The sequence below is a fragment of the Streptomyces sp. NPDC031445 genome, assembly GCF_055581365.1.
Map to the genome: position 1 here is coordinate 290,712 of NZ_JBVIJO010000010.1, position 18,474 is coordinate 309,185.

The window sequence follows — 18,474 nt, forward strand, 5'->3', positions numbered from 1 at the left end:
TGTGTACGGGCTCCCGTCCGTGGCTCAGCTCGCCTGCCGTCGGTCCGGCGCGTAGCGGTGGGTGAGCGGTTCGCGCAGGCCGAGGTGCTCGCGGAGTGTGGTGCCGGTGTACCCGGTGCGGTAGACCCCGCGCTCCTGCAGTTCCGGGACGAGCAGGTCGACGATGTCGTCGAGGCCGTCGGGGATCAGGTAGGGCGTGACGTTGAAGCCGTCGACCGCGCCGTGCCGCACGAAGTGGGCGAACTTGTCGGCCAGGCCGGACGGAGTGCCCACGTGCCCGCGCTGCGGGCCGAGCGCGATGACGGTCTCCCGCAGCGACCAGCCGTTCGCCTCCGCCCGCGCACGCCACTCGGCCACCACCGCGCGCGGGTCGGCGACGCGCCGGGCGCCGAAGGAGCCGTCGTTCTCGCCGACGACCGGATCCTCCTCGGGCAGCGGCCCGTCGGCGTCGCGGTCGGACAGGTCGATGCCCCACAGCAGCCCGGCGACCCCCAGAGCCGTCGCGGGAGTGACCTGCTGGAGCCGGACCCAGCGCTTCTTCTCCTGGGCTTCCTCCTCGGTGGCGCCGATGATGATCTCGGTGCCGGGCAGGATCCGCAGGCCGTCCTCGGGACGCCCGGCCGCCCGCAGCCGGCGCCGGATGTCGTCGGCGAAGGCCAGCGCGTCGTCGAAGTCGGTGCCGTGCGCGGAGAAGATGACGTCGGCGTTGCGGGCGGCGAAGTCGCGTCCCTCGCCGGAGTCGCCGGCCTGGAAGATCACGGGGTGGCCCTGGGCGCTGCGCGGCAGGGTCGGAACGAGGTCGACGTCGAACTGCGGCCCCCTGTGGCGCACTTGGTGTACGGCGCCGGGCGCCGACCAGGCGGGTGCGCCCGCGGAGCCGGCGACGGCGCCGTCCTCCCAGCCGTCCCACAGGGCGCGGGCCACGGTGAGGAACTCCTCGGCGCGCCGGTAGCGGTCGGCGTGGTCGAGGTAGCCGCCGCGGCGGAAGTTGGCGCCCGTCCATGCGTTGTCCGTGGTCACCACGTTCCACCCGGCGCGGCCTTCGGAGAGGAGGTCGAGGCCGGACAGGCGGCGGGCGAGGTCGGCGGGCTCGTTGAAGGTGGAGTTGGAGGTCGAGACCAGGCCGATGCGGCGGGTGACGGCGGCCAGCGCGGAGAGCTGGGTGATGGCGTCCGGCCGCCCGGCCACGTCCAGGTCGTGGATCCTGCCGTCGACCTCGCGCAGCCGGAGTCCCTCGCCGAGGAAGAACGCGTCGAACAGACCGCGTTCGGCGGTCTGGGCGACACGGCGGAAGGAGGCGGGATCGATCTGCGAGCCGCTGTCGGGGGCGGACCAGACGGTCCAGTGGTTGACGCCCTGGAAGAACACACCGAAGTGCAGCCGGGCGTGCGGCCGGGGGACGTCGAAGGGATCGGTGCGGGTCACCGGGCGGCCTCCTGGGCAGCCGGGGCCGCGGCGGCGAAGCGATTGGCGGGGCGACCCAGACCCAGGGCCGAGCGCAGGGACGTACCGGGCAGCGGACGGGTGACGAGCCGCCGCCCGGACAGGGCGGGCAGCACGAGGCGGGAGAGGACGGGCAGGTCCTCGTCCAGCACCAGCGGATGCAGCCGTACGCCGTCGACGTGGCGGCTCAGCTCGGCCAGGAGGCCGACCAGTCCCTCCGCGGAACCGATGTGCCGCAGCCGTCCCCGGTCGCTCCACGCCGCGTGCCGCTCCAGGTCGGCGACCCGCTCGCCGGCCGTGGCCTCCGGCGTGTCCAACGCCGCCTCGACCTCGGCGAAGACGCGGGGCGTACCGACGGCAGCGGCGGCCCTGGCGGCCGACGCGATGTCACGGCCCTCGACCAGGGCGACGTCGAGCCGTGCGCCGGGAACCCGTTCCGGGCGGCCCAGGACGACGAGCTGGCCCTGGGGCGGGCGCGGGACGATCGCCGGGCCCTTGACGGTGTACGTCTCACCGGTGAAGTCGATGTAGTGGAGCCGTTCGCGGTCCAGGTAGCGGCTGGTGGCCACCGACCGGATGACCGCGTCGTCCTCCCAGGAGTCCCACAGGGCGCGGGCCACCTCGACCCCGTCACCGGACTCCCGGGCCCGTGCGTCGGCGTCGGCGACCAGCGGGCGCCCCCAGGCACAGGCCGCCTCGGGACGCTCCTCCTCCGTCACCACCCATCCGGCGCGGCCGGCGGAGATGTGGTCCAGGGACGCCAACTGGCTGGAGACGTGGAAGGGTTCGGCGTACGTGAGCGGGACGGCGGGCGCGATCCCGATGGTGCTCGTGGACGCCGCGACGAACGCCGCCCGCTCCACCGCGCCGATGCGGCCCACCGGCTCGGGTGAGGCGCCGGGCGGCAGCACACCGTCGTCCAGGGTGATCAGGGTGAACCCGGCGTTCTCGGCGATGGCGGCGACCCGCGCCACGCGGCGCGGGGTGAGCAGCTGACCGGGGGAGTGGGCGGCGCGGCGCCAGGCCGCGGGATGGGCGCCGTCGCCGTCGAGTTCGACGGCGAGGTGCAGGGCAGGGCCGGACAATGGGGTTCCTTCCGGGGAACACGGCGACTCGCGGCACACGGCCGCGACGAGACGGCCGGCGGAACCGCCGGCCGGGGTCAGCTGTGTACGGAAGGACAGACGGCGGAGGAGGTACGGCAGTAGTCGACATGCCGCCGGGTGATGAGCCGCGCACCGGTGCACGCACCGCGCGGTGCCGCGCCCCGTACGCGCATCGAAGCCTCCACCCGTCAGGAACTCTTCGCTTCAACGTACGTCGACGGCCCCTGTGGGTGTCAAGGCCGGCCCGGGCGGGCGGGCGTCCCGGGAGGCGGCCGGGACCGGGCCGGCGCGGTCCCGCACCTCGCGCTCCCGCACCTCGCGAACGCGCCACCTGGCAGCGCGAATCGGCCGGAGCGGACCGGTTTCCCTAGTTTCCCTATCGAATTACTAGGGAAATGTTGACGATGGTCGAAGAGGAGAGTGAGGATGACGAAGCCGACGCGTCACCGCGCACCGCTGCACTCCCACGCCGCCTCGCCGGGCACCGCGTCGTCCTCGGTCCCCTGGAGGAAGGCGCCATGACCACAGCACTGAGCTGTAGCGACAGCCGCAGTCGCATGAAACGGGCGCGGACATGACCGTGACGGCGGACGAGGTGACCGGCACGGGGTCCGGGCAGGCCGACTGGCTGCACATAGCCCGTGAGATGGCGGACGACCTGGCCACGGACGCGGTCGAGCGCGAACAGGCGGGCAAGGCACCCCTCGACGAGGTCGCGCGGTTGCGCGAGTCGGGACTGCTCGCGCTGCTGGCGCCGGTCGCGTACGGCGGGGGCGGCGCCGACTGGCGCACCGCCTGCGCGGCTGTCCGGACCGTCGCCGCGGCCGACGGGGCCATCGGTCACCTGCTGGGCAGCCACTACTTCCTGTCCTCCAGCGCCCGGTTCCTCGCCGGCCCCGCCCGTGCCGCCCGCGTCGAGCGGCAGTCGACGGCGGGGCAGTGGTGCTGGGGAGGGGGCGTCGGCTCACACGAGCCACCCCTCGTCCTGGCCCCCTCCCCGGACGGCTACCTGCTGAGCGGCTACCAGAGGTACGCCACCGGTGTCGGGGTCGCCGACCGGCTGGTGGTGCGAGCCGCCGAGTACGGCACCGGCGAGCCGGTGGCCGTCCTGGTCGACCCCGCACGCCCGGGCGTCGTGAGCGGCGGCGGGGACACCTTCGGCCAGCGGCTGGCGGCCGGTGGCGGCGTCGAGTTCGACTCCGTGCCGGTCACGGCCGACGACGTGCTCGGCTCCCTCTCGCCGGACGAGGACGCCCTGTCGCCCTTCACCTCCCTGGCCGCGCCGACCTCGCGTCTGGTCTCCGTCCAGTTCCTCCTCGGCGTGGCCGAGGGACTGCTGGCCGAGATCCGCGAGTTCGGAAGGGGCATGCGGTCCCCCTGGCAGCCGCTCTCGCCCCACCCCTGGCCGGACGGCCCGGCACAGGATCCGTACGCCCTCACCGTGTACGGCGAGCTCACCGTCGCCGCGAGGGCCGCGTCCGCCCTCGCCGACCAGGCGGTGGACGCCCTGATGCGCGGCCTCGCGCGGGGCGAGGATCTCGACGACGAGGAGAGCGCGGAGATCACCGTCCTCGCGAGCGTGGCCGAGACCGCCGCCGCCCGGGCCGCGCAGGAGGTCACCACCCGTGCCCTGGACGTCATCGGCCCCGGCGCCGCCTCTTCCCGCCACGGCTTCGACCGCTTCTGGCGCAACGCCCGGACGCACACCCTGCGCGAGCCCGCCGCCCACCGGCTGCGCGAGATCGGCGACTACTTCCTGAACGGAGCGCACCCGCCCTTCACCCTGCCCGCCTGACGGCGCAGCGGTGACGGGCGGACACGGCGGTGATGGATAATCGGGGCATGCGGATCTCGGCGCGGGCGGACTATGCGGTGCGGGCGGCGCTGGAGCTGGCCGCGGCAGGAGACGAGGCCTCGCTCAAGGCCGAGGCGATCGCCGCGGCACAGGGCATCCCGCACAAGTTCCTGGAGGGCATTCTGGGGGACCTGCGCCGGGGCGGGCTGGTGATCAGCCAGCGGGGCGGCAAGGGCGGCTACCGCCTCGCCCGTCCGGCGGACTCGATCGCCATCGCGGACGTCATCCGCGTGGCGGACGGCCCCCTGGTGTCGGTGCGGGGAGTGCGCCCACCCGAACTCGCCTACTGCGGACCCGCGGAGACGCTGCTGCCGCTCTGGATCGCCGTCCGCGCCAACGTCCGCAAGATCCTCGACGAGGTCACCCTGGCCCACGTGGCCGCGGCCGAACTGCCCGACGAGGTCCTGAGCCTGGCGGAGGACCCCAAGGCCTGGACGAATCCCTGACCCGCGTCCGGTGACCCCGGCGCTTTCCGCCGGCGACGAGACGGTCTCGCGCGTCGTCGTCCGCCGCCACGCACATCCCGGCGAAGCCCGGCAGCACGTCGGCCTGCGCCACGCGCGATCCCGCTCGCGCCGGCCGGAATACGCGTCGGCGGGCGCGGGTTGGAGCGGAGCATGCGCCATCCTCAGGAGCCGCCGCGCGGCCTGCACCCGCTGCTCGCCGGGCGCTTCAGCCCCTACCGGTTCGATCCGTCGGGGGTCGTCGACGACCAGGCCCTCGGGCTGCTCCTGGAAGCCGCGCGGTGGGCACCGTCGGCGGGCAACTCCCAGCCGTGGGGCTTCTTCACCGGCAGGCCGGGTGAGCCGGAGCACGACCGGATGCTCCCTCACCTCGCGCCCAGCTCGGCCCGCTGGGCGACGGACGCGGGCCTGCTCATCGTCACCCTGACGCGCCGGCACGTCGATGACACGCACCTGCTCTACTCCGAGTTCGCGGACTACGACCTCGGCCAGGCCGTCGCCCACATGACCGTTCAGGCACAGGCCATGGGGCTGGCGGCGCACCAGTTCCGGGCCTTCGACATCGAAGGGCTCACCAAGGAGCTGGACCCGAACCCGGGCTGGGCGATCGTCTCCATGGTCGCGGTGGGCAACGCGGCCGGCGGCCCCCCGGAGGGCCGCGACCGGCACAGCGTCGCGGACCTGCGCTCCGCTCCCTGGTCACCGCGGCGGTGACAGCCCCGGCCGGCTCCCCCTGTCGGCACTGGCGAGGGCGTGACCAAGGCTGCCGAAGGGCTTGACCGCGGGGTCGGCTGTAACAGAAGCTGTTGCACCGAACGAGGAGGGGTGATGGCGGCGAACAGCCGGTTGACCATCGCGACGCACGCGCTGGCCTGGCTGGCGCTGGCGCACCGCCGTGGCCAGGAGGTCCTCACTTCCGAGCAGGTCGCGGCCAGCGTGAACACCAACCCCGTGATCATCCGGCGCAGCCTCGGCGACCTGCGGCGAGCCGGCCTGGTGGAGGTCCGCCACGGCGCCGGCGCAGGCTGGAGCCTGGCCCGGGAGCCGGAGGGGATCTCCCTGCTCGAGGTGTACGACGCCGTGGACGCGCAGCCGCCGTTCGGCCTGCACCGCACCGAGCCCAATCCGGAGTGTCCGGTCGGCCGAGGCATCCGGCCCGCCCTGAGCGGGGTCTACGACCGGGTCGAGCGGGTCATGCGCCGAGAGCTGGCGGACACGTCGATCGCCGATGTACTCCGCGAGACGCTGCTGAACCAGCCGGAAGACCGCAAGGCACGACGGAACGAGGAGTAGGACTGGTGGAAGCCCCACGGTGCCCAGTCGTCGAACTGCGCCAGTACACGCTGCACCCAGGGCGGCGCGACGCCCTGATCGACCTGTTCGACCGTGAATTCGTCGAGTCCCAGGAGGCGGTGGGCGCGACCGTCCTGGGGCAGTTCCGTGACCTGGACGACCCTGACCGGTTCGTCTGGCTCCGTGGCTTCGAAGACATGCCGCGCCGTGCCGAGGCCCTGGAAGGCTTTTACGGCGGCCCGGTCTGGCGGGCACACCGCGACGAGGCGAACGCGACGATGGCCGACTCCGATGACGTGCTGCTGCTGCGGCCCGCTTCGACGGGCGGCGGGTTCCCCGTGCCGGCCGGCGCCCGGCCGGCCCCCGGCGAGCCGGCGCCGTCGCCACCGTCGCTCGTCCTCGCCACGATCTGGTACGGCCGCGGCCCCTTCGACGCGACGTTCGCCGAGTTCTTCGAGCGGCGTGTGCGCCCCGTACTGACCGAGACCGGCGCCGGGCCACTGGCGTACCTGCGGTCGGAACACGCCCCGAACACCTTCCCGGCGCTGCCGGTACGCACGAACGAGGAGGTCTTCGTCTGGTTCGCGCGTTTCGCCGACGAAGCCGCTCTGGGGCAGCACCTGCACCACGTGCGGCTCTCGGAACGCTGGCGCGAGGAGGTGCTGCCGGCCCTCTCGGCACGGCTGGCCGGGCCCCCACAGCGGCTACGGCTGGCACCCACCGCACGGTCGGCACTGCGGTGACCGTAGCAGCCGCTTGTTACTGTTTCCGTAGTTCGACGAGGTCGTCGTGCGCGTGATGTCCAACGCGGCGGCAACGGACTTGGGCAACGTCGCGGTCGACTCCCACACCGGCGGCCTGCCGGCCGACTACTGCCGCCGAGCCGGAATCGACGCCGTCGTCCGCGGAGTCCGCGGCGTTCGCGACCTGGACTACGAGATGCCGATGGCCCGCATGAACCACGAACTGGCCGGCGTCGAGACGTTCTTCATCGCCGCCGACCCCGCCCCGGCCCACATCTCCTGAAGTGGCGGCCGCGGTGGGCTCGTCGCACCCCTCCGCTCAGCTCGCGGCCGTGGAAGACTGACACGCATGCGGACGCGGACGGTACGAGGAGCGGCCTTGCTCGCGTGCCCGTTGGCGATGCTGGCCGTCGGCTGTTCGCCGTCGGCGCCGCGTCAGCCGGGTCCGGGCGCGGCTTGCCGGGAAACCGTCTCGGTCCCCTCCGGTGCCGTACCAGCCGCGGTGCACGACTTCGACAAGGCGATGCGCTGGTACGGCGCCGACGACCTGTGGGTGGCCAGACCGGCTCTCCTGGACCACACGGGCGGACGCCGGGACGGCTACCGTACGAAGTACGCCTCGATCACCCTTGACGCCCGCGGACGGGTGACGGACCGCAAGGGCGCCCCGCACGTCGGCGCCGCACGGCTGGACGGGCCCGGCTCCGTGAGCGGCAGCACCGGCGGACTGGCCACCGCCGACGGCGACCGGCAGTGGTGGCCGACGGTCATCGCCTTCCCCGAGGCCGGCTGCTGGAGGGTGACCGAGACACTCGGCTCCACCGAAGTCGGCTTCACCCTGCACGTCCGGGCACGCTGAGCCCGCAGTGCGCGGCCCCCGCCCGGTGAGCCGCCGGGCAGGGACCGCGTGCGGGTCTTCCTCCGTTCAGCCGGACACCGCGCACTGCCCGCGGTCCGCGGTCCGCGGTCCCTCCGCGGTGGGGCGGACGTCGAAGTCGAAGATCCCGGTCGGCAGGTACAGCGAGCAGCAGGCGTTCGGGATGTCGACGATCCCGCTGATGCGCCCCTCGATGGGAGCCGCGCCGAGCAGCAGGTAGGCCTGCTCTCCGGTGTAGCCGAACCTCTTCAGGTACTCGACGGCGTTGAGGCAGGCACGGCGGTAGGCGACCGTCGCGTCCAGGTAGTAGTTGGTGTCGGTGTCGTGGTCCACGGAGATCCCGATGAAGGACATGAACTCCGTGTACCGCGGCTCGACGTTGCCCGGCATGAAGACGGGGTTGGTGCTGATGCCGTACTTCTCCATGCCGCCCTTGATGAGATCGACGTGGAAGTCGATGTAGCCGCCCATCTCGATGGCGCCGCAGAAGGTGATCTCACCGTCCCCCTGGCTGAAGTGCAGATCGCCACCCGACAGCTTGGCGTCCTTGACGTGGACGGGGTAGAAGACGCGCGACCCGCGGGTGAAGTTCTTGATGTCGTGGTTGCCTCCGTTCTCCCGCGCGGGAACCGTGCGCGCGCCTTCCTGGGCTATGTGCTCGGCGTCCGACCCCGTCGCCTGACCGCACAGGGCCTGGTCCTGGTCGGGCGCGAGCCCCAGGGGCGGGATGCGCTCCGGGTCGGTGTCGATCAGGGCCTGCTCCCGCCTGTTCCAGCGTTCCAGCAGCTCGGCGGACGGCGCCGTGCCGAAGAGACCCGGGTGCGTGATACCGGTGAAGCGGACGCCGGGGAGGTGCCTGGAGGTCGCCACCTGCCCGTGGAACTCCCATATCGCCTTGTATGCGTCCGGGAAGTAGTCGGTCAGGAATCCCCCGCCGTTGGCCTTGGCGAAGACGCCCGTGTACCCCCAGCCCTGACCAGGGGCGTCGCCGACCTGCTGCGGCACCGGCCCGAGGTCGAGGACGTCCACGATCAGCAGGTCACCCGGCTCCGCGCCTTCGACACCGATCGGCCCGCTGAGCATGTGGGCCCGCTTGAGGTCGACGTCACGCACATCGTTGGCGGAATCGTTGTTGCCGATCTGCGCGTCGGTCCACTCACGGCATTCGACGCGGAACTCGTCCCCCGGGCGGACCATGGCAACAGTCGGTATGTCCGGATGCCACCTGTTGTGTCCGGGCACCTCCTGGTCACGCATCGACCGGGACTGATCGACGCTGAAGATCACTTCAGGCATGTCAACTCCTCGTGTTGCTCCCGATGATCCAAGTGGCATGGCGCCCCAGAAGGGTCAGCCGTGGCTTCCGGCCGGATATCCCGAGGTGCCGTAGTCCTGCGCAGGCTTGTGAGGAGACCTGCGGCGGAGTACGAACCACAGCGCGGCGAAGGTCAGCACGCCGAAGGCGCCCAGCGCGATCGCCGTCTCGGAGAAGTTCGCCGGGACCCAGTAACCGGTCAGCAGCAGGTATGCCGGGATGACGCCCGTCACCCAGCCCTCGATCGCGGTCACCCAGCCCACATAGGTCGTCAGCGTCTCGATTTTCAGCCCCAGCAGGAGGAAGAAGAGGAACCAGAGGAACGCCCAATAGAGCCAGATCACGCCGAATGGCTGATCTTTCACGAGCCGGAAACTGACGAAGGAATAGCCGAGGGCCACGATGGCCACGAAGAGCGAGTAATATCCCACTCCGTTCGTGTCCAGCCCGATGAGCAGTCCGATTCCCACGTAGAGGTACGTGAAGCCGAAAAGGAAAATGCCCGACGCCAGCATGATGCGCTTGGGATCATTGTTCGCGGCGATGATGAGATAGGTGGGTGTGAGGACCTGTAGTCCGCCCACGAAGAGGTTGAATACGGCTGCTGCCCGGCTGTCCACCTTTCCCAGCAGCATCAACCCGTTCATGAACAGCACAGCGCCCACGAAGAGAAGTCCGACGTTGGCCAAGAGGACACACCTCCCGCTGTTTCGCTCCGTCGGTGACACGTCCGCGAGCCCTCGTGCCGGCAAGCAGTCATGCCGGCACGCACCCGCGGGGAGGACGCACGCACATGCGCCGGCCCGGCTTGCCGGTCAGGGCCGGGGAAGCCGGGCGAGCGCCGGATGAGCGGGACTTGGCGTCGCGTTGCCGGCGACGCGCGTGACCACCTCGGGGTTCTCCCGGGATCCCTCCGAGCGCTCGCGCAGTGCCGCAACCGCCGGCGGCGTCGAGGCGAATGCCGGAGAGGAGTACACACGCCGCGCGGCGCCTTCGCACCGCGAGCACTTCCACTGCGTCGGCGCGGTGCCGATCGGCAGCTTCACATCGAACGATCCGCAGCGGCTGCAGGAATATTCATACGTCGCCATAAAGTCTCCGCCCCGCCGCGTCTCCGGCCCCGGGACGCACACCGAGCCGGAGCCGATGGGACGCCGCAGTCGTAGCGTCCTTATTCAAGGCAACCCCCCGGATGGCGGCGTGTCAAGGCGAGTTGCTTCGCCCGCCCTGAAAAGGCAGGCCCGGCCGTGCACGCACGACCGGGCCTGTTCGCCGGAACAACATATTCAATACCGCGTCGAAAGAGATCTGCCCGCGCTATTCCCCCGAAGGAGACGGGGGAAAGCGGCAGCGGGCGGGGCCGGCGTCCACGTGGCGGCACATGTGTCGCCCCGGCGATCCGGACCGCCCCTTCACGTGCGAGCCCGGCCCTCGCGGCTCCGCGTCAGGGCGCGCCGACGATCGCGCAGGCGCGGCACGGCGGGCGGCCGCAGGTGCACTGCAGGATGCCGTCCAGCACCCCGTGGTCGTGGTAGAGGCATTCGTCGCGGCACGTGTGACGCGGCACGAAGCCCGCCTGGAGCTCGTCCGGCCAGGGCTCCTCGCCCTCCCGGCACCGCACGAACCGCTCGGGGTCCGCGGAGTGCAGCTCCCGCATCCTCTCCTGCGCCTCGCCCTCAAGGTCACGCGCTGCGGCGACCATGCCCTTGAGCTGGTCGGCGAGACCGGTGAACCTGGCGTCGCCGGTTCTCACATGGGCGGCCTTCAGCGCCATGACGGCATTGCCCAGAAACCGCCGAGCATCCTGGATATCGGTGACGTGATGCAGTTGGATGCCGGTCACGCCTCGGACCCACACGGCGTCGTCGCTCACTTCTTCCGCCTTCCGAGCTCGAAATCGCCTCTGAAGTGAGAGGAGATCACCTACGAGGCTTGCATACTCCTGAAGAGGCTAAAACGCACGTTACGTATCAATCCAGCCAAAAGCTGGTGAACTGAATCACAAGCGGTGATCCGCTTTTAAGGGTGCGTTCTCGTCGAGCAACGGCACCCGCCGGGAGCGTGCGACGGCGGGATCGGTGTGAGACTGGGCATGGAAGGGGTGATCCCCGTGCCGGACCCACCACAGGCGCCCCCCGGTCCCGACCCCTCCGAAGAGGAGAACCGGTGGGAGCAGCTGATCACCGAGGCGCAGACGGCCCTGCCGGTCGAACTGCCCGGCCTGGCCGCCCGGTACGCCGCGGCACTCGGCCTGGGCACCGCGCTGATCTACCTCGTGGATCTGCAACAGCGGCTGCTCATCCCCCTGGACGAAGCCTTGGAACCGCTCCTGGTGGACGGCTCGTCGCCCGGGTGGGCCTACCGCACGATCTCCCCGCGGGTGGTCGACGCCGATGACGGCCTGATCGTCTGGTTGCCCATGGTCGACGGTGCGGAGCGGCTCGGCGTGCTCGCGGTGCGCGTCGCCTCGCTCGACGGGGTGCTGATGCGCCGCGGCCGGATGCTGGCCCGTCTGTTCGCCATGATCATTACCTCCAAGCGCGCCTACAGCGACTGGCTCGCTGCCCGGACCCGCACCGCACCCATGGGGTTGCCCGCCGAGATGGTGCGCGCCTTCCTGCCACCCCGCACCATCGGCAGCAGCAGATGCGTCTCGACCGCGGTCCTGGAACCGGCGTACGGCATCGCCGGCGACGCCTTCGACCACTCGGTGGTCAAGAACACGCTGCACACCATGATCCTCGACGGGATGGGCCACGATCTGATCGCCGGCCTGACCACGTCGGTCGCCATGGCGGCGGCCCGCAACACCCGCCGCTGCGGTGGCGACCTGGCCGACATCGTCGGCTCCGTCGACCAGGCGCTCGCCCAGTGGCTGCCCGACCACTTCTGCACCGGTGTGCTGTGCCGGCTCGACGCCGAGAGCGGGCTGCTGCGCTGGGTCAACTGCGGTCATCCCCCACCGCTGCTGATCCGTGACGAGCGGGTGCTCGCCGGGGCGCTCGACAGCTCCCCGCAGCCGCCGCTCGGCCTCGCCGGCCCGCTGGCGCCGGCGGCCCGGCAGATCCACGAGACGAAACTGGAACCGGACGACTGCGTTCTGCTCTACACCGACGGTGTCGTGGAGGCCCGGGACGCCGACGGCGCCGAGTTCGGTCTCGACCGGTTCACCGAATTCATCATCCACTCCAACATCGCCGGCCAGCGCCCGGCGGAGGTACTGCGGCTGCTCATCCACGCCATCTTCGACTACCAGCGCAACCAGCTGCGCGACGACGCGACCATCCTGCTCTTCGAATGGCGGCCGGGGTCCTGAGGGCCGACGGCCGAGGTGCTGCGCTCACGGTCGAGCCACCCGGACCGAGCCGGGTGTTCACCGTTCCGTCCCGCCCGCGGCGTCGTTGAACCGGTATGAACTGTCACACGAACCCCGACGACCACGGCGCGCGGGCCGCCCAGTGCACGCCCCCCACGAGCATGCGGATCAACGCGTTGCTTCAGGATCTCGGTGCGGAGCACCCCGGCGATGAGGAGGCCGTCAGCTGGGAGTTCGATGACGAGCTGCGGTCCGCCTGGGGGGACGGGGAACCGTGGGCGGTGGAGTACGTGGCCTGGCGGACCGTGAACGCCGACCCGGCCGGCACCCCGTTCGAAGAGGACGTGATCGGCTCGTAGCGGGGGCGGGGCCCCGGCGTGCCGGCAGGCCAGGCCCGCCGACCGCGACCGGGCCTCCTGCACTAGGGTGCTCGCTGCGCCGAGTCCGAGGGAGACCATGAGAACCGCCGACGCGTCACCGACACCGATCAGCGGTCCGTTCAGTCCGTTCAGGATCGCGGCCTTCCGGCGGTTCGTGTCGGCCAACCTCATCTCGGCGACCGGGTCCGCGATGGCCCCTCTGGCCCTGGCCTACTCCGTCATCGAACAGGGCGGAGGAGCGGGGTCCCTCGGTCTGGTGCTCGCCACGAACACCGTCCCCACGATCGTGTTCCTGCTCGTCGGCGGTCTGTTCGCGGACCGCCTGTCCCGCAGCCGGCTTCTCTTCGCGGGGAACCTGCTGGCGGCGGGCGCGCAGGGTGCGCTGGCCGTCACCGTGGCCACCGGACACGCGACGACGGTGTCGATCGCGGCATGCGGCTTCGTCTCGGGAACGGCCGCGTCGTTCATCGTGCCGGCCGCGCAGGGCGCCGTCGCGCAGATCGTTCCGCGACAGCACCTTCAGCAGGCGAACGCGCTGCTCAGGCTGCCGGGCAACGCGGTCAAGGCACTGGGTCCGGTCGTCGGCGGTGTCGTCGTCGCTGCCGGCGGCGCGGCATGGGCACTGGCGTGGGACGCGGTCACCTTCGCCGCCGCGGCCGTCCTGCTGTTCGGACTGCGTCTGGACGCTCCGCTCGCCGCACCGGGCGGCGTCCTGAGCGACCTGCGGGCGGGCTGGGCCGGGTTCTGGGCGCGGACCTGGTTGTGGACCTACACGGTCGCCGGCTCCGTCCTGGTCGCGGCCTGGCTGGCGGGCTTCCAGCTCCTCGGCCCGCTCGTGGCCGCACGGCGGTACGCGGGAGCACGCGACTGGGGTCTGATCCAGGCGGCGTTCACCTGCGGCCTGCTGGCGGGAACGCTCGTCTGCCTGCGCTGGAAGCCGTACCGGCTGCTCACGGTGGCGGTCTGCGCGGGTGGTGCGCTCGCGCTGCCCCTGGCGGCCATGGCCTGCACGCTGCCGCTGCCCCTCGTCCTGCCGGCCACCGCACTGGCGGGCGTCGGGCTCGACATCGCGATCGTCGCCTGGACCACCGCGTTCCAACAGCGCGTCCCCCAGGCGGAACAGGGCCGCATGAGCGCCTGCAACGGGGTCGGGGAGCGCCTCGCCATCCCCGTCGGTTACCTCGTCACGGCCCTCGCGGCCCGCTACTGGAGCAGCCAGGCCGTGCTGCTGGCCTGCGCGGGAACGATCGTTGCGGCGACCCTCCTCAACCTCTGCGTCCCGGACGTGCACCGCGTCAACCGCCTGGCCCCGGACGTCCAGCCGCAGGCCGCGGACGGCCGGCGCACGGTCGAGCAGGCGTAGCGGGTACGACGCCGGTGCCGGGCTCGTACCGTGGCGGCCGGCGCCTGCGCACCGCGCGACCTGACCGCCGGCGGCCGCAGTCCCGCAAAGCTTGCGCTCATCCCGGGGACTTCACGCCGGGACTTCCGGGACCATGAAGCATGAGCCCCCATCACTGGCACCTCACCCAGGACGTCGACGAGTTCCTCGCCCGAGCCGGGGACTTCCTGCGCTCGCGCCCTGCCCTGCACAACACGCCGCTGACGGACATCGAGAAACTGCGGAAACGCCGCGCGGCCGGACCCGCCGCCCCCGTCTTCGGCCGGCTGGAGTCAGCAGGTGAAGTCCACGCGGTCTTCTACGTCACCCCGCGCGGCCGTCTGGGCCTCACCCCCCTCTCCATCGGGCAGGCGGACGCCCTCGCCGCCCGGCTGGCCGGTCTCGGCCACTCGCCCGCCCACGTCATCGCCGACCACGACACCGCGGGCGCTTTCGCCGCGGCATGGCAGCGGCACACGAGCGCGGTACCGGTGCCCTTCTGGCGGACGCATCTCTACCGTCTCGGCACGCTCACCCCGCCGCGGCCGCGTCCGGAGGGCCGGGGCCGTGGCACGGGCGAGCGGGACCGTGAGCAAGTGGTGCGCTGGTGCCGGGAGTTCTGCGTCGACGTGGGGGAGCGGTCCTCCATCGACCTGATCGACGCCGGCTCCTGGGACGACTCGCGTTTCGGCGACAGGCACTTCACGTTCTGGGAGACCCCGGACGGCACCCCCGTCTCCATGGCCGCCGCGACCTCGATCGTCGGCGGCATGGTCCGGGTGGACCCCGTCTACACCCCGGCCCACCTGCGGGGCCGCGGTTACGCGGGCGCCGTGACGGCCGAGGTGAGCCGGACGGCGCTGGCCGCGGGCGCGACGGACGTCGTCCTGTTCACGGACCCGGACAACCCCACCAGCAACGCCCTCTACCAGCGCATCGGGTACGTCCGCATCGCCGACTTCGCCGGGTACACGTTCTCCCAGGGCGGACCTCACGACCGGTGAGAGACCTGCTCGCGTGTCCGTCACTTGTTCCCGGAGAAGGAGATCCCGCCGATGATGTGGCGTTGCGCGAGGAAGAAGATCAGTACGCAGGGCAGGGTCACGACGACGGTCGTGGCCATGAGCAGGGGGGTGTTGGTGCCGTTCACCGACTGGAATCCGGCGAGCGCCAGCGGCAGCGTCTTCCACTTGTCGTCGGTGAGGTAGATCGCGGCCTGGAAGAAGTTGTTCCAGTACGACATGAACTGCAGGACCGCGGTCGCGATCAGCACCGGGCGCGACAGCGGAAGGTAGACCGACCACCAGATGCGGAACCACCCGGCGCCGTCCAGGATGGCGGCGTCCGTCAGCGATTCCGGCAGCCGCAGGTAGAACTGGCGGAACAGGAAGATGAAGAAGGCCGACCCGAAGAAGGTGGGCACGATGATCGGCCACAACGTGTTCATCATGTCGAGGTTCCTGAACAGGATGAACTGCGGAACGATCGTCACCTCCTGCGGCAGCAGGAGGGTCGCCAGCACGATCCCGAACAGCACGTTCGAACCGCGGGCCCGGATCCGCGCGAACGCGAAACCCACCAGCGACGACGAGTAGACGACCGCCACCACCGGCACCAGGGTGCTGAGCAGCGAGTTGCGGAAGTACCGCCAGAACGGGAACGAGCCGAGGCCGCCGGAGAAGTTCGACCACTGCCACTGCACGGGCCACAACGCGATTCCCCCGCTGGAGACACCTTCCGGTGTGCGCAGCGCCGTCGCGATCATCCAGAGGAAGGGGTAGACGAACACGACCGAGCCCACGACGAGGACGGCCAGCGCGGTGTAACGCGCGGCCGGCGCCCCGTCGTTGCGCGACCGCCGGTCGCGTGCGGTCCTCCCGGTCCGTGCTCGGGGCATCGTCCTACTTGGCGCGGACACGCCGCCTCCCTTCCTTGGGACGCTGGGATTCGTAGTAGACCCAGAAACTGCTGCCCCGGAAGACGACCGCCGTGAGCACCATGATCATGAGGAAGAGGATCCAGGCGAGCGCCGACGCGTAGCCCATCTGGAAGAACTTGAACGCGTTCTGGTACAGGTACACGACGTAGAACAGCAGGGAGTTGGAGGGGCCGCCGCCGTTCTGGGTGATGACGTAGCCCTGGGTGAAGGTCTGCATCGCGTAGATCAGTCCCGTCACCACGTTGAAGAAGATGACCGGGCTGATCTGCGGGATGGTGACGTTCCACAGGACGCGCAGGCGGCCGGCGCCGTCGAGTGCCGCCGCCTCGTAGAGTTCGGACGGTACGTCCTGAAGCCCCGCCAGATAGATGATCATGTTGCCGCCGACGGTCCACAGGCTCATGAGGACGACCGCCGGCAGCGCCCAGTCAGGGTCGAACAGCCACTTCGGGCCTTCGGCGCCCAGCAGCCGCAGTGCCCCGTCGACCAGGCCGTGCTCGGGATTGAACACCCAGATGAACAGCACCGTCTGCGCGACCCCGCTCACGAGGGAGGGCAGGTACCACAGGGTGCGGAACACATGGATGCCGCTGACCTTCACGTTCATCAGCAGCGCCACCGCGAGCGACAGCACCGTCTGCGCCGGGACGCTGAGCACCGCGTACAGCAGGGTGACCTTGACGGCCTGTCCGACGTCCGGGTCGTGCAGCGCCTGCCGGTAGTTGGCGAGCCCGGCGAACCTCACCGGGCCGAGCAGGTCCCAGTGGGTGAACGACAGGACCAGGGAGTAGACCATCGGACCGCCTGTGAACAGCAGGAAGCCGACGATCCAGGGGGAGACGAAGAGCCAGAACGCCGCGGTCGCGCGACCGATCCACCGTCGTCTCACCGCGAGCCACATGGCGGCCCCGAGAAGCCCGAAGACGACGGCCGTCATCAGGGCGAAGGCGACGATGGGCTGGAGCGCGACATCCAGGTGGAACCGTGCGAGGAGGCCCTCCAGGCCCTTCACTGTCTCTGACATGCTTCGGATCGGTCCTCCTCGGTGCCGCGTGCGGCCGTCCGCCCGGGGTCACTTGGTCGCGTCGAGCATCTTCTGGCACGTGTCCTGGAGCTGCGGCAGCACGGTCGCGGGGTCCTCGTGGCCGGTCCCGATCGCGGTGCGGGAGTTCAGGGCGGTCGAGAAGGTGCTCTCGATCCGGACCTTGTTCTTCACGTACGGGGTGGTCACCGCGTGCTCGACGGCGTCGACGAACGCCTGGAGGTTGGCCTTGGGCGCGGCGGACCTGAAGGCGGCGAGCGAGGCGCGGACCACGGGCACGCCCAGCGCGGACTCCTTGGACGCCAGCAGGTTCTGGGCGGCCGGGTCGGTGCTCATGAACGTCGTGAACGTCTCGGCGGACTTGACCTGTGCCGGGCTCGCGCTCCTGGCGATGCCGAGGCCGTCGACCTCCATGGGCTCGCCGCGGCCGGGCATGGGGACGAGAGCGAAGCGGGAAGGGTCCAGCGCGGCGAACTTCGCGATGTTCCAGGGGCCGAAGTCGGGCAGCGTCGCGACCTTGCCCTGTGCCAGCCACTGGAACATGTCCTGGCCCTGGGCGGCGATCGAGGTGGGCGCGAAACCGTTGGGCTTCACCGAGTCGACGACGGTCTTCGCGGCCCGGATTCCCGCCGCGTCGCCCATCGTGCACTTCGTGCCGTCGGCGTTGTAGTAGGAGCCTCCGTCGGCCAACAGCCATCCGTCGTACCACAAGGGTGCCGAGCCGTAGACCTTGGACGAGCCGGAGCCGCTGGTCATCTTCCGGGCGGCGGCGACGAAGTCCCGGGTGCCGAGCGGCGTCGTGCCCGACGGCACCGGGAGGCCGGCCTTGGTGAAGCGGGTCTTGTCGACGGCCATCACCTTGCTCTTGGCCACGAACGGCACGGCGTAGTCTGTGCCGTCGACGTTGCCCGCCTTGGCGACGGCAGGGGAGTAGTACGCGCTCTTGTCCACGCTGACCGGTCTGAAGACGGTGAAGAAGCTCGGCAGCGAGGTGTTGGAGATCGCGGCCACGGTAGGGGCGTCACCGCCGGCGACGGACGTCTGGAGCTTCTGCTCGTAGTCGCTCTGGATCCAGTTGGCCTCGACGTGGATGCCGGGGTGTGCCCTCTCGAAGGCGGCGACCATGCGTTTGATCGTCGCGTTCTCCTCGTTGCTGCCCCAATAGGCGAACGAGATGGACGCGGCATCACCGCCGCCGTCTCCAGGGGTGGCCCCGCTGTCGTTGCTGCACGCGGCGAGGGAGGCCAGGCAGCCGACGGCTATGGCGGCTGCCACTGCGGTTCTCAACACGGGAAGGTCCTTGTCGTCGCGGGTCGTGTC

20 protein-coding genes are annotated in these 18,474 nt (G+C 71.0%); 11 read left to right on the forward strand and 9 right to left on the reverse strand.

Annotated features, from left to right (window positions below; translation table 11 throughout):
* Window positions 1-24 precede the first annotated feature (24 nt).
* Together ACZ5DC_RS26070 and ACZ5DC_RS26075 are read right to left on the reverse strand one after the other, a co-directional pair.
* Window positions 25-1,425, reverse strand: coding sequence for an NtaA/DmoA family FMN-dependent monooxygenase (locus tag ACZ5DC_RS26070; protein ID WP_468656540.1), 1,401 nt, complete (start codon window positions 1,423-1,425; stop codon window positions 25-27).
* Window positions 1,422-2,528 carry an LLM class flavin-dependent oxidoreductase gene (locus ACZ5DC_RS26075; RefSeq protein WP_468656542.1) on the reverse strand — a complete coding sequence of 369 codons (1,107 nt, stop codon included), beginning with the start codon at window positions 2,526-2,528 and terminating at the stop codon, window positions 1,422-1,424. Before ACZ5DC_RS26075 ends, ACZ5DC_RS26070 begins: the two co-directional genes overlap by 4 nt.
* Before the next feature lie 595 nt (window positions 2,529-3,123).
* On the opposite strand from ACZ5DC_RS26075, the gene ACZ5DC_RS26080 reads away from it, so the two are divergent.
* The 7 genes from ACZ5DC_RS26080 to ACZ5DC_RS26110 all read left to right on the forward strand — a co-directional run bounded on the left by ACZ5DC_RS26080 (window position 3,124) and on the right by ACZ5DC_RS26110 (window position 7,763).
* On the forward strand, window positions 3,124-4,344 hold the full coding sequence (locus tag ACZ5DC_RS26080) for an acyl-CoA dehydrogenase family protein (protein ID WP_468656544.1): 1,221 nt from the start codon (window positions 3,124-3,126) through the stop codon (window positions 4,342-4,344).
* 47 nt (window positions 4,345-4,391) lie between these two features.
* On the forward strand, window positions 4,392-4,850 hold the full coding sequence (locus ACZ5DC_RS26085) for an RrF2 family transcriptional regulator (RefSeq protein WP_225812590.1): 459 nt from the start codon (window positions 4,392-4,394) through the stop codon (window positions 4,848-4,850).
* Between the two features lie 171 nt (window positions 4,851-5,021).
* Entirely contained in the window at window positions 5,022-5,582 is a 561-nt protein-coding gene (locus ACZ5DC_RS26090; RefSeq protein ID WP_468656546.1) for a nitroreductase family protein, read from the forward strand.
* 114 nt (window positions 5,583-5,696) lie between these two features.
* Window positions 5,697-6,161, forward strand: a complete 465-nt coding sequence (locus ACZ5DC_RS26095; RefSeq protein ID WP_468656548.1) for an Rrf2 family transcriptional regulator — start codon at window positions 5,697-5,699, stop codon at window positions 6,159-6,161.
* A gap of 5 nt (window positions 6,162-6,166) precedes the next feature.
* Window positions 6,167-6,904, forward strand: coding sequence for an NIPSNAP family protein (locus ACZ5DC_RS26100; protein ID WP_468656550.1), 738 nt, complete (start codon window positions 6,167-6,169; stop codon window positions 6,902-6,904).
* A gap of 46 nt (window positions 6,905-6,950) precedes the next feature.
* Window positions 6,951-7,187 (forward strand): hypothetical protein, encoded by a 237-nt coding sequence (locus ACZ5DC_RS26105; protein WP_468656552.1) that lies wholly within the window; start codon window positions 6,951-6,953, stop codon window positions 7,185-7,187.
* 219 nt (window positions 7,188-7,406) lie between these two features.
* Window positions 7,407-7,763 carry a hypothetical protein gene (locus ACZ5DC_RS26110; RefSeq protein ID WP_468656554.1) on the forward strand — a complete coding sequence of 119 codons (357 nt, stop codon included), beginning with the start codon at window positions 7,407-7,409 and terminating at the stop codon, window positions 7,761-7,763.
* Window positions 7,764-7,829: 66 nt separating this feature from the next.
* Here ACZ5DC_RS26110 and fmdA read toward each other — a convergent pair whose 3' ends face one another.
* From fmdA to ACZ5DC_RS26130, 4 genes are all read right to left on the reverse strand, one after another.
* Window positions 7,830-9,077, reverse strand: a complete 1,248-nt coding sequence (gene fmdA / locus ACZ5DC_RS26115) for a formamidase (RefSeq protein WP_468656556.1) — start codon at window positions 9,075-9,077, stop codon at window positions 7,830-7,832.
* A 54-nt stretch (window positions 9,078-9,131) separates the two neighbouring features.
* Window positions 9,132-9,785, reverse strand: a complete 654-nt coding sequence (locus ACZ5DC_RS26120) for an AmiS/UreI family transporter (RefSeq protein WP_468656558.1) — start codon at window positions 9,783-9,785, stop codon at window positions 9,132-9,134.
* 126 nt (window positions 9,786-9,911) lie between these two features.
* Window positions 9,912-10,187 carry an FmdB family zinc ribbon protein gene (locus ACZ5DC_RS26125; RefSeq protein WP_468656560.1) on the reverse strand — a complete coding sequence of 92 codons (276 nt, stop codon included), beginning with the start codon at window positions 10,185-10,187 and terminating at the stop codon, window positions 9,912-9,914.
* Window positions 10,188-10,540: 353 nt separating this feature from the next.
* Complete coding sequence (locus ACZ5DC_RS26130) at window positions 10,541-10,969, reverse strand: hypothetical protein (protein WP_468656562.1); 429 nt, start codon at window positions 10,967-10,969, stop codon at window positions 10,541-10,543.
* 219 nt (window positions 10,970-11,188) lie between these two features.
* Here ACZ5DC_RS26130 and ACZ5DC_RS26135 point away from each other — a divergent pair, with 219 nt between their 5' ends.
* From ACZ5DC_RS26135 to ACZ5DC_RS26150, 4 genes are all read left to right on the forward strand, one after another.
* Entirely contained in the window at window positions 11,189-12,412 is a 1,224-nt protein-coding gene (locus ACZ5DC_RS26135) for a PP2C family protein-serine/threonine phosphatase (RefSeq protein WP_468656564.1), read from the forward strand.
* A 95-nt stretch (window positions 12,413-12,507) separates the two neighbouring features.
* Window positions 12,508-12,771 (forward strand): hypothetical protein, encoded by a 264-nt coding sequence (locus tag ACZ5DC_RS26140; protein WP_468656566.1) that lies wholly within the window; start codon window positions 12,508-12,510, stop codon window positions 12,769-12,771.
* Between the two features lie 97 nt (window positions 12,772-12,868).
* On the forward strand, window positions 12,869-14,155 hold the full coding sequence (locus tag ACZ5DC_RS26145; protein ID WP_468656568.1) for an MFS transporter: 1,287 nt from the start codon (window positions 12,869-12,871) through the stop codon (window positions 14,153-14,155).
* A 140-nt stretch (window positions 14,156-14,295) separates the two neighbouring features.
* On the forward strand, window positions 14,296-15,177 hold the full coding sequence (locus ACZ5DC_RS26150; protein WP_468656571.1) for a GNAT family N-acetyltransferase: 882 nt from the start codon (window positions 14,296-14,298) through the stop codon (window positions 15,175-15,177).
* A 20-nt stretch (window positions 15,178-15,197) separates the two neighbouring features.
* On the opposite strand, the gene ACZ5DC_RS26155 is transcribed toward ACZ5DC_RS26150, so the two are convergent.
* The 3 genes from ACZ5DC_RS26155 to ACZ5DC_RS26165 are packed head-to-tail and all read right to left on the reverse strand — an operon-like array spanning window position 15,198 to window position 18,444.
* Window positions 15,198-16,070 (reverse strand): carbohydrate ABC transporter permease, encoded by an 873-nt coding sequence (locus ACZ5DC_RS26155; protein ID WP_468656573.1) that lies wholly within the window; start codon window positions 16,068-16,070, stop codon window positions 15,198-15,200.
* A 4-nt stretch (window positions 16,071-16,074) separates the two neighbouring features.
* Window positions 16,075-17,136: a carbohydrate ABC transporter permease gene (locus ACZ5DC_RS26160; RefSeq protein ID WP_468656574.1), complete on the reverse strand. Its 1,062-nt coding sequence runs from the start codon at window positions 17,134-17,136 to the stop codon at window positions 16,075-16,077.
* A 48-nt stretch (window positions 17,137-17,184) separates the two neighbouring features.
* Window positions 17,185-18,444, reverse strand: coding sequence for an extracellular solute-binding protein (locus tag ACZ5DC_RS26165; protein WP_468656576.1), 1,260 nt, complete (start codon window positions 18,442-18,444; stop codon window positions 17,185-17,187).
* Window positions 18,445-18,474 lie beyond the last annotated feature (30 nt).

Bases quoted from the DNA above. Each gene is read 5' to 3' on its own strand.
- ACZ5DC_RS26085 (WP_225812590.1), top strand. From the start codon at position 4,392: ATGCGGATCTCGGCGCGGGCGGACTATGCGGTGCGGGCGGCGCTGGAG.
- ACZ5DC_RS26125 (WP_468656560.1), bottom strand. From the start codon at position 10,187: ATGGCGACGTATGAATATTCCTGCAGCCGCTGCGGATCGTTCGATGTG.
- ACZ5DC_RS26095 (WP_468656548.1), top strand. From the start codon at position 5,697: ATGGCGGCGAACAGCCGGTTGACCATCGCGACGCACGCGCTGGCCTGG.
- fmdA (WP_468656556.1), bottom strand. From the start codon at position 9,077: ATGCCTGAAGTGATCTTCAGCGTCGATCAGTCCCGGTCGATGCGTGAC.
- ACZ5DC_RS26140 (WP_468656566.1), top strand. From the start codon at position 12,508: ATGAACTGTCACACGAACCCCGACGACCACGGCGCGCGGGCCGCCCAG.
- ACZ5DC_RS26080 (WP_468656544.1), top strand. From the start codon at position 3,124: ATGACCGTGACGGCGGACGAGGTGACCGGCACGGGGTCCGGGCAGGCC.
- ACZ5DC_RS26145 (WP_468656568.1), top strand. From the start codon at position 12,869: ATGAGAACCGCCGACGCGTCACCGACACCGATCAGCGGTCCGTTCAGT.
- ACZ5DC_RS26155 (WP_468656573.1), bottom strand. From the start codon at position 16,070: ATGCCCCGAGCACGGACCGGGAGGACCGCACGCGACCGGCGGTCGCGC.
- ACZ5DC_RS26150 (WP_468656571.1), top strand. From the start codon at position 14,296: ATGAGCCCCCATCACTGGCACCTCACCCAGGACGTCGACGAGTTCCTC.
- ACZ5DC_RS26135 (WP_468656564.1), top strand. From the start codon at position 11,189: ATGGAAGGGGTGATCCCCGTGCCGGACCCACCACAGGCGCCCCCCGGT.
- ACZ5DC_RS26090 (WP_468656546.1), top strand. From the start codon at position 5,022: ATGCGCCATCCTCAGGAGCCGCCGCGCGGCCTGCACCCGCTGCTCGCC.
- ACZ5DC_RS26160 (WP_468656574.1), bottom strand. From the start codon at position 17,136: ATGTCAGAGACAGTGAAGGGCCTGGAGGGCCTCCTCGCACGGTTCCAC.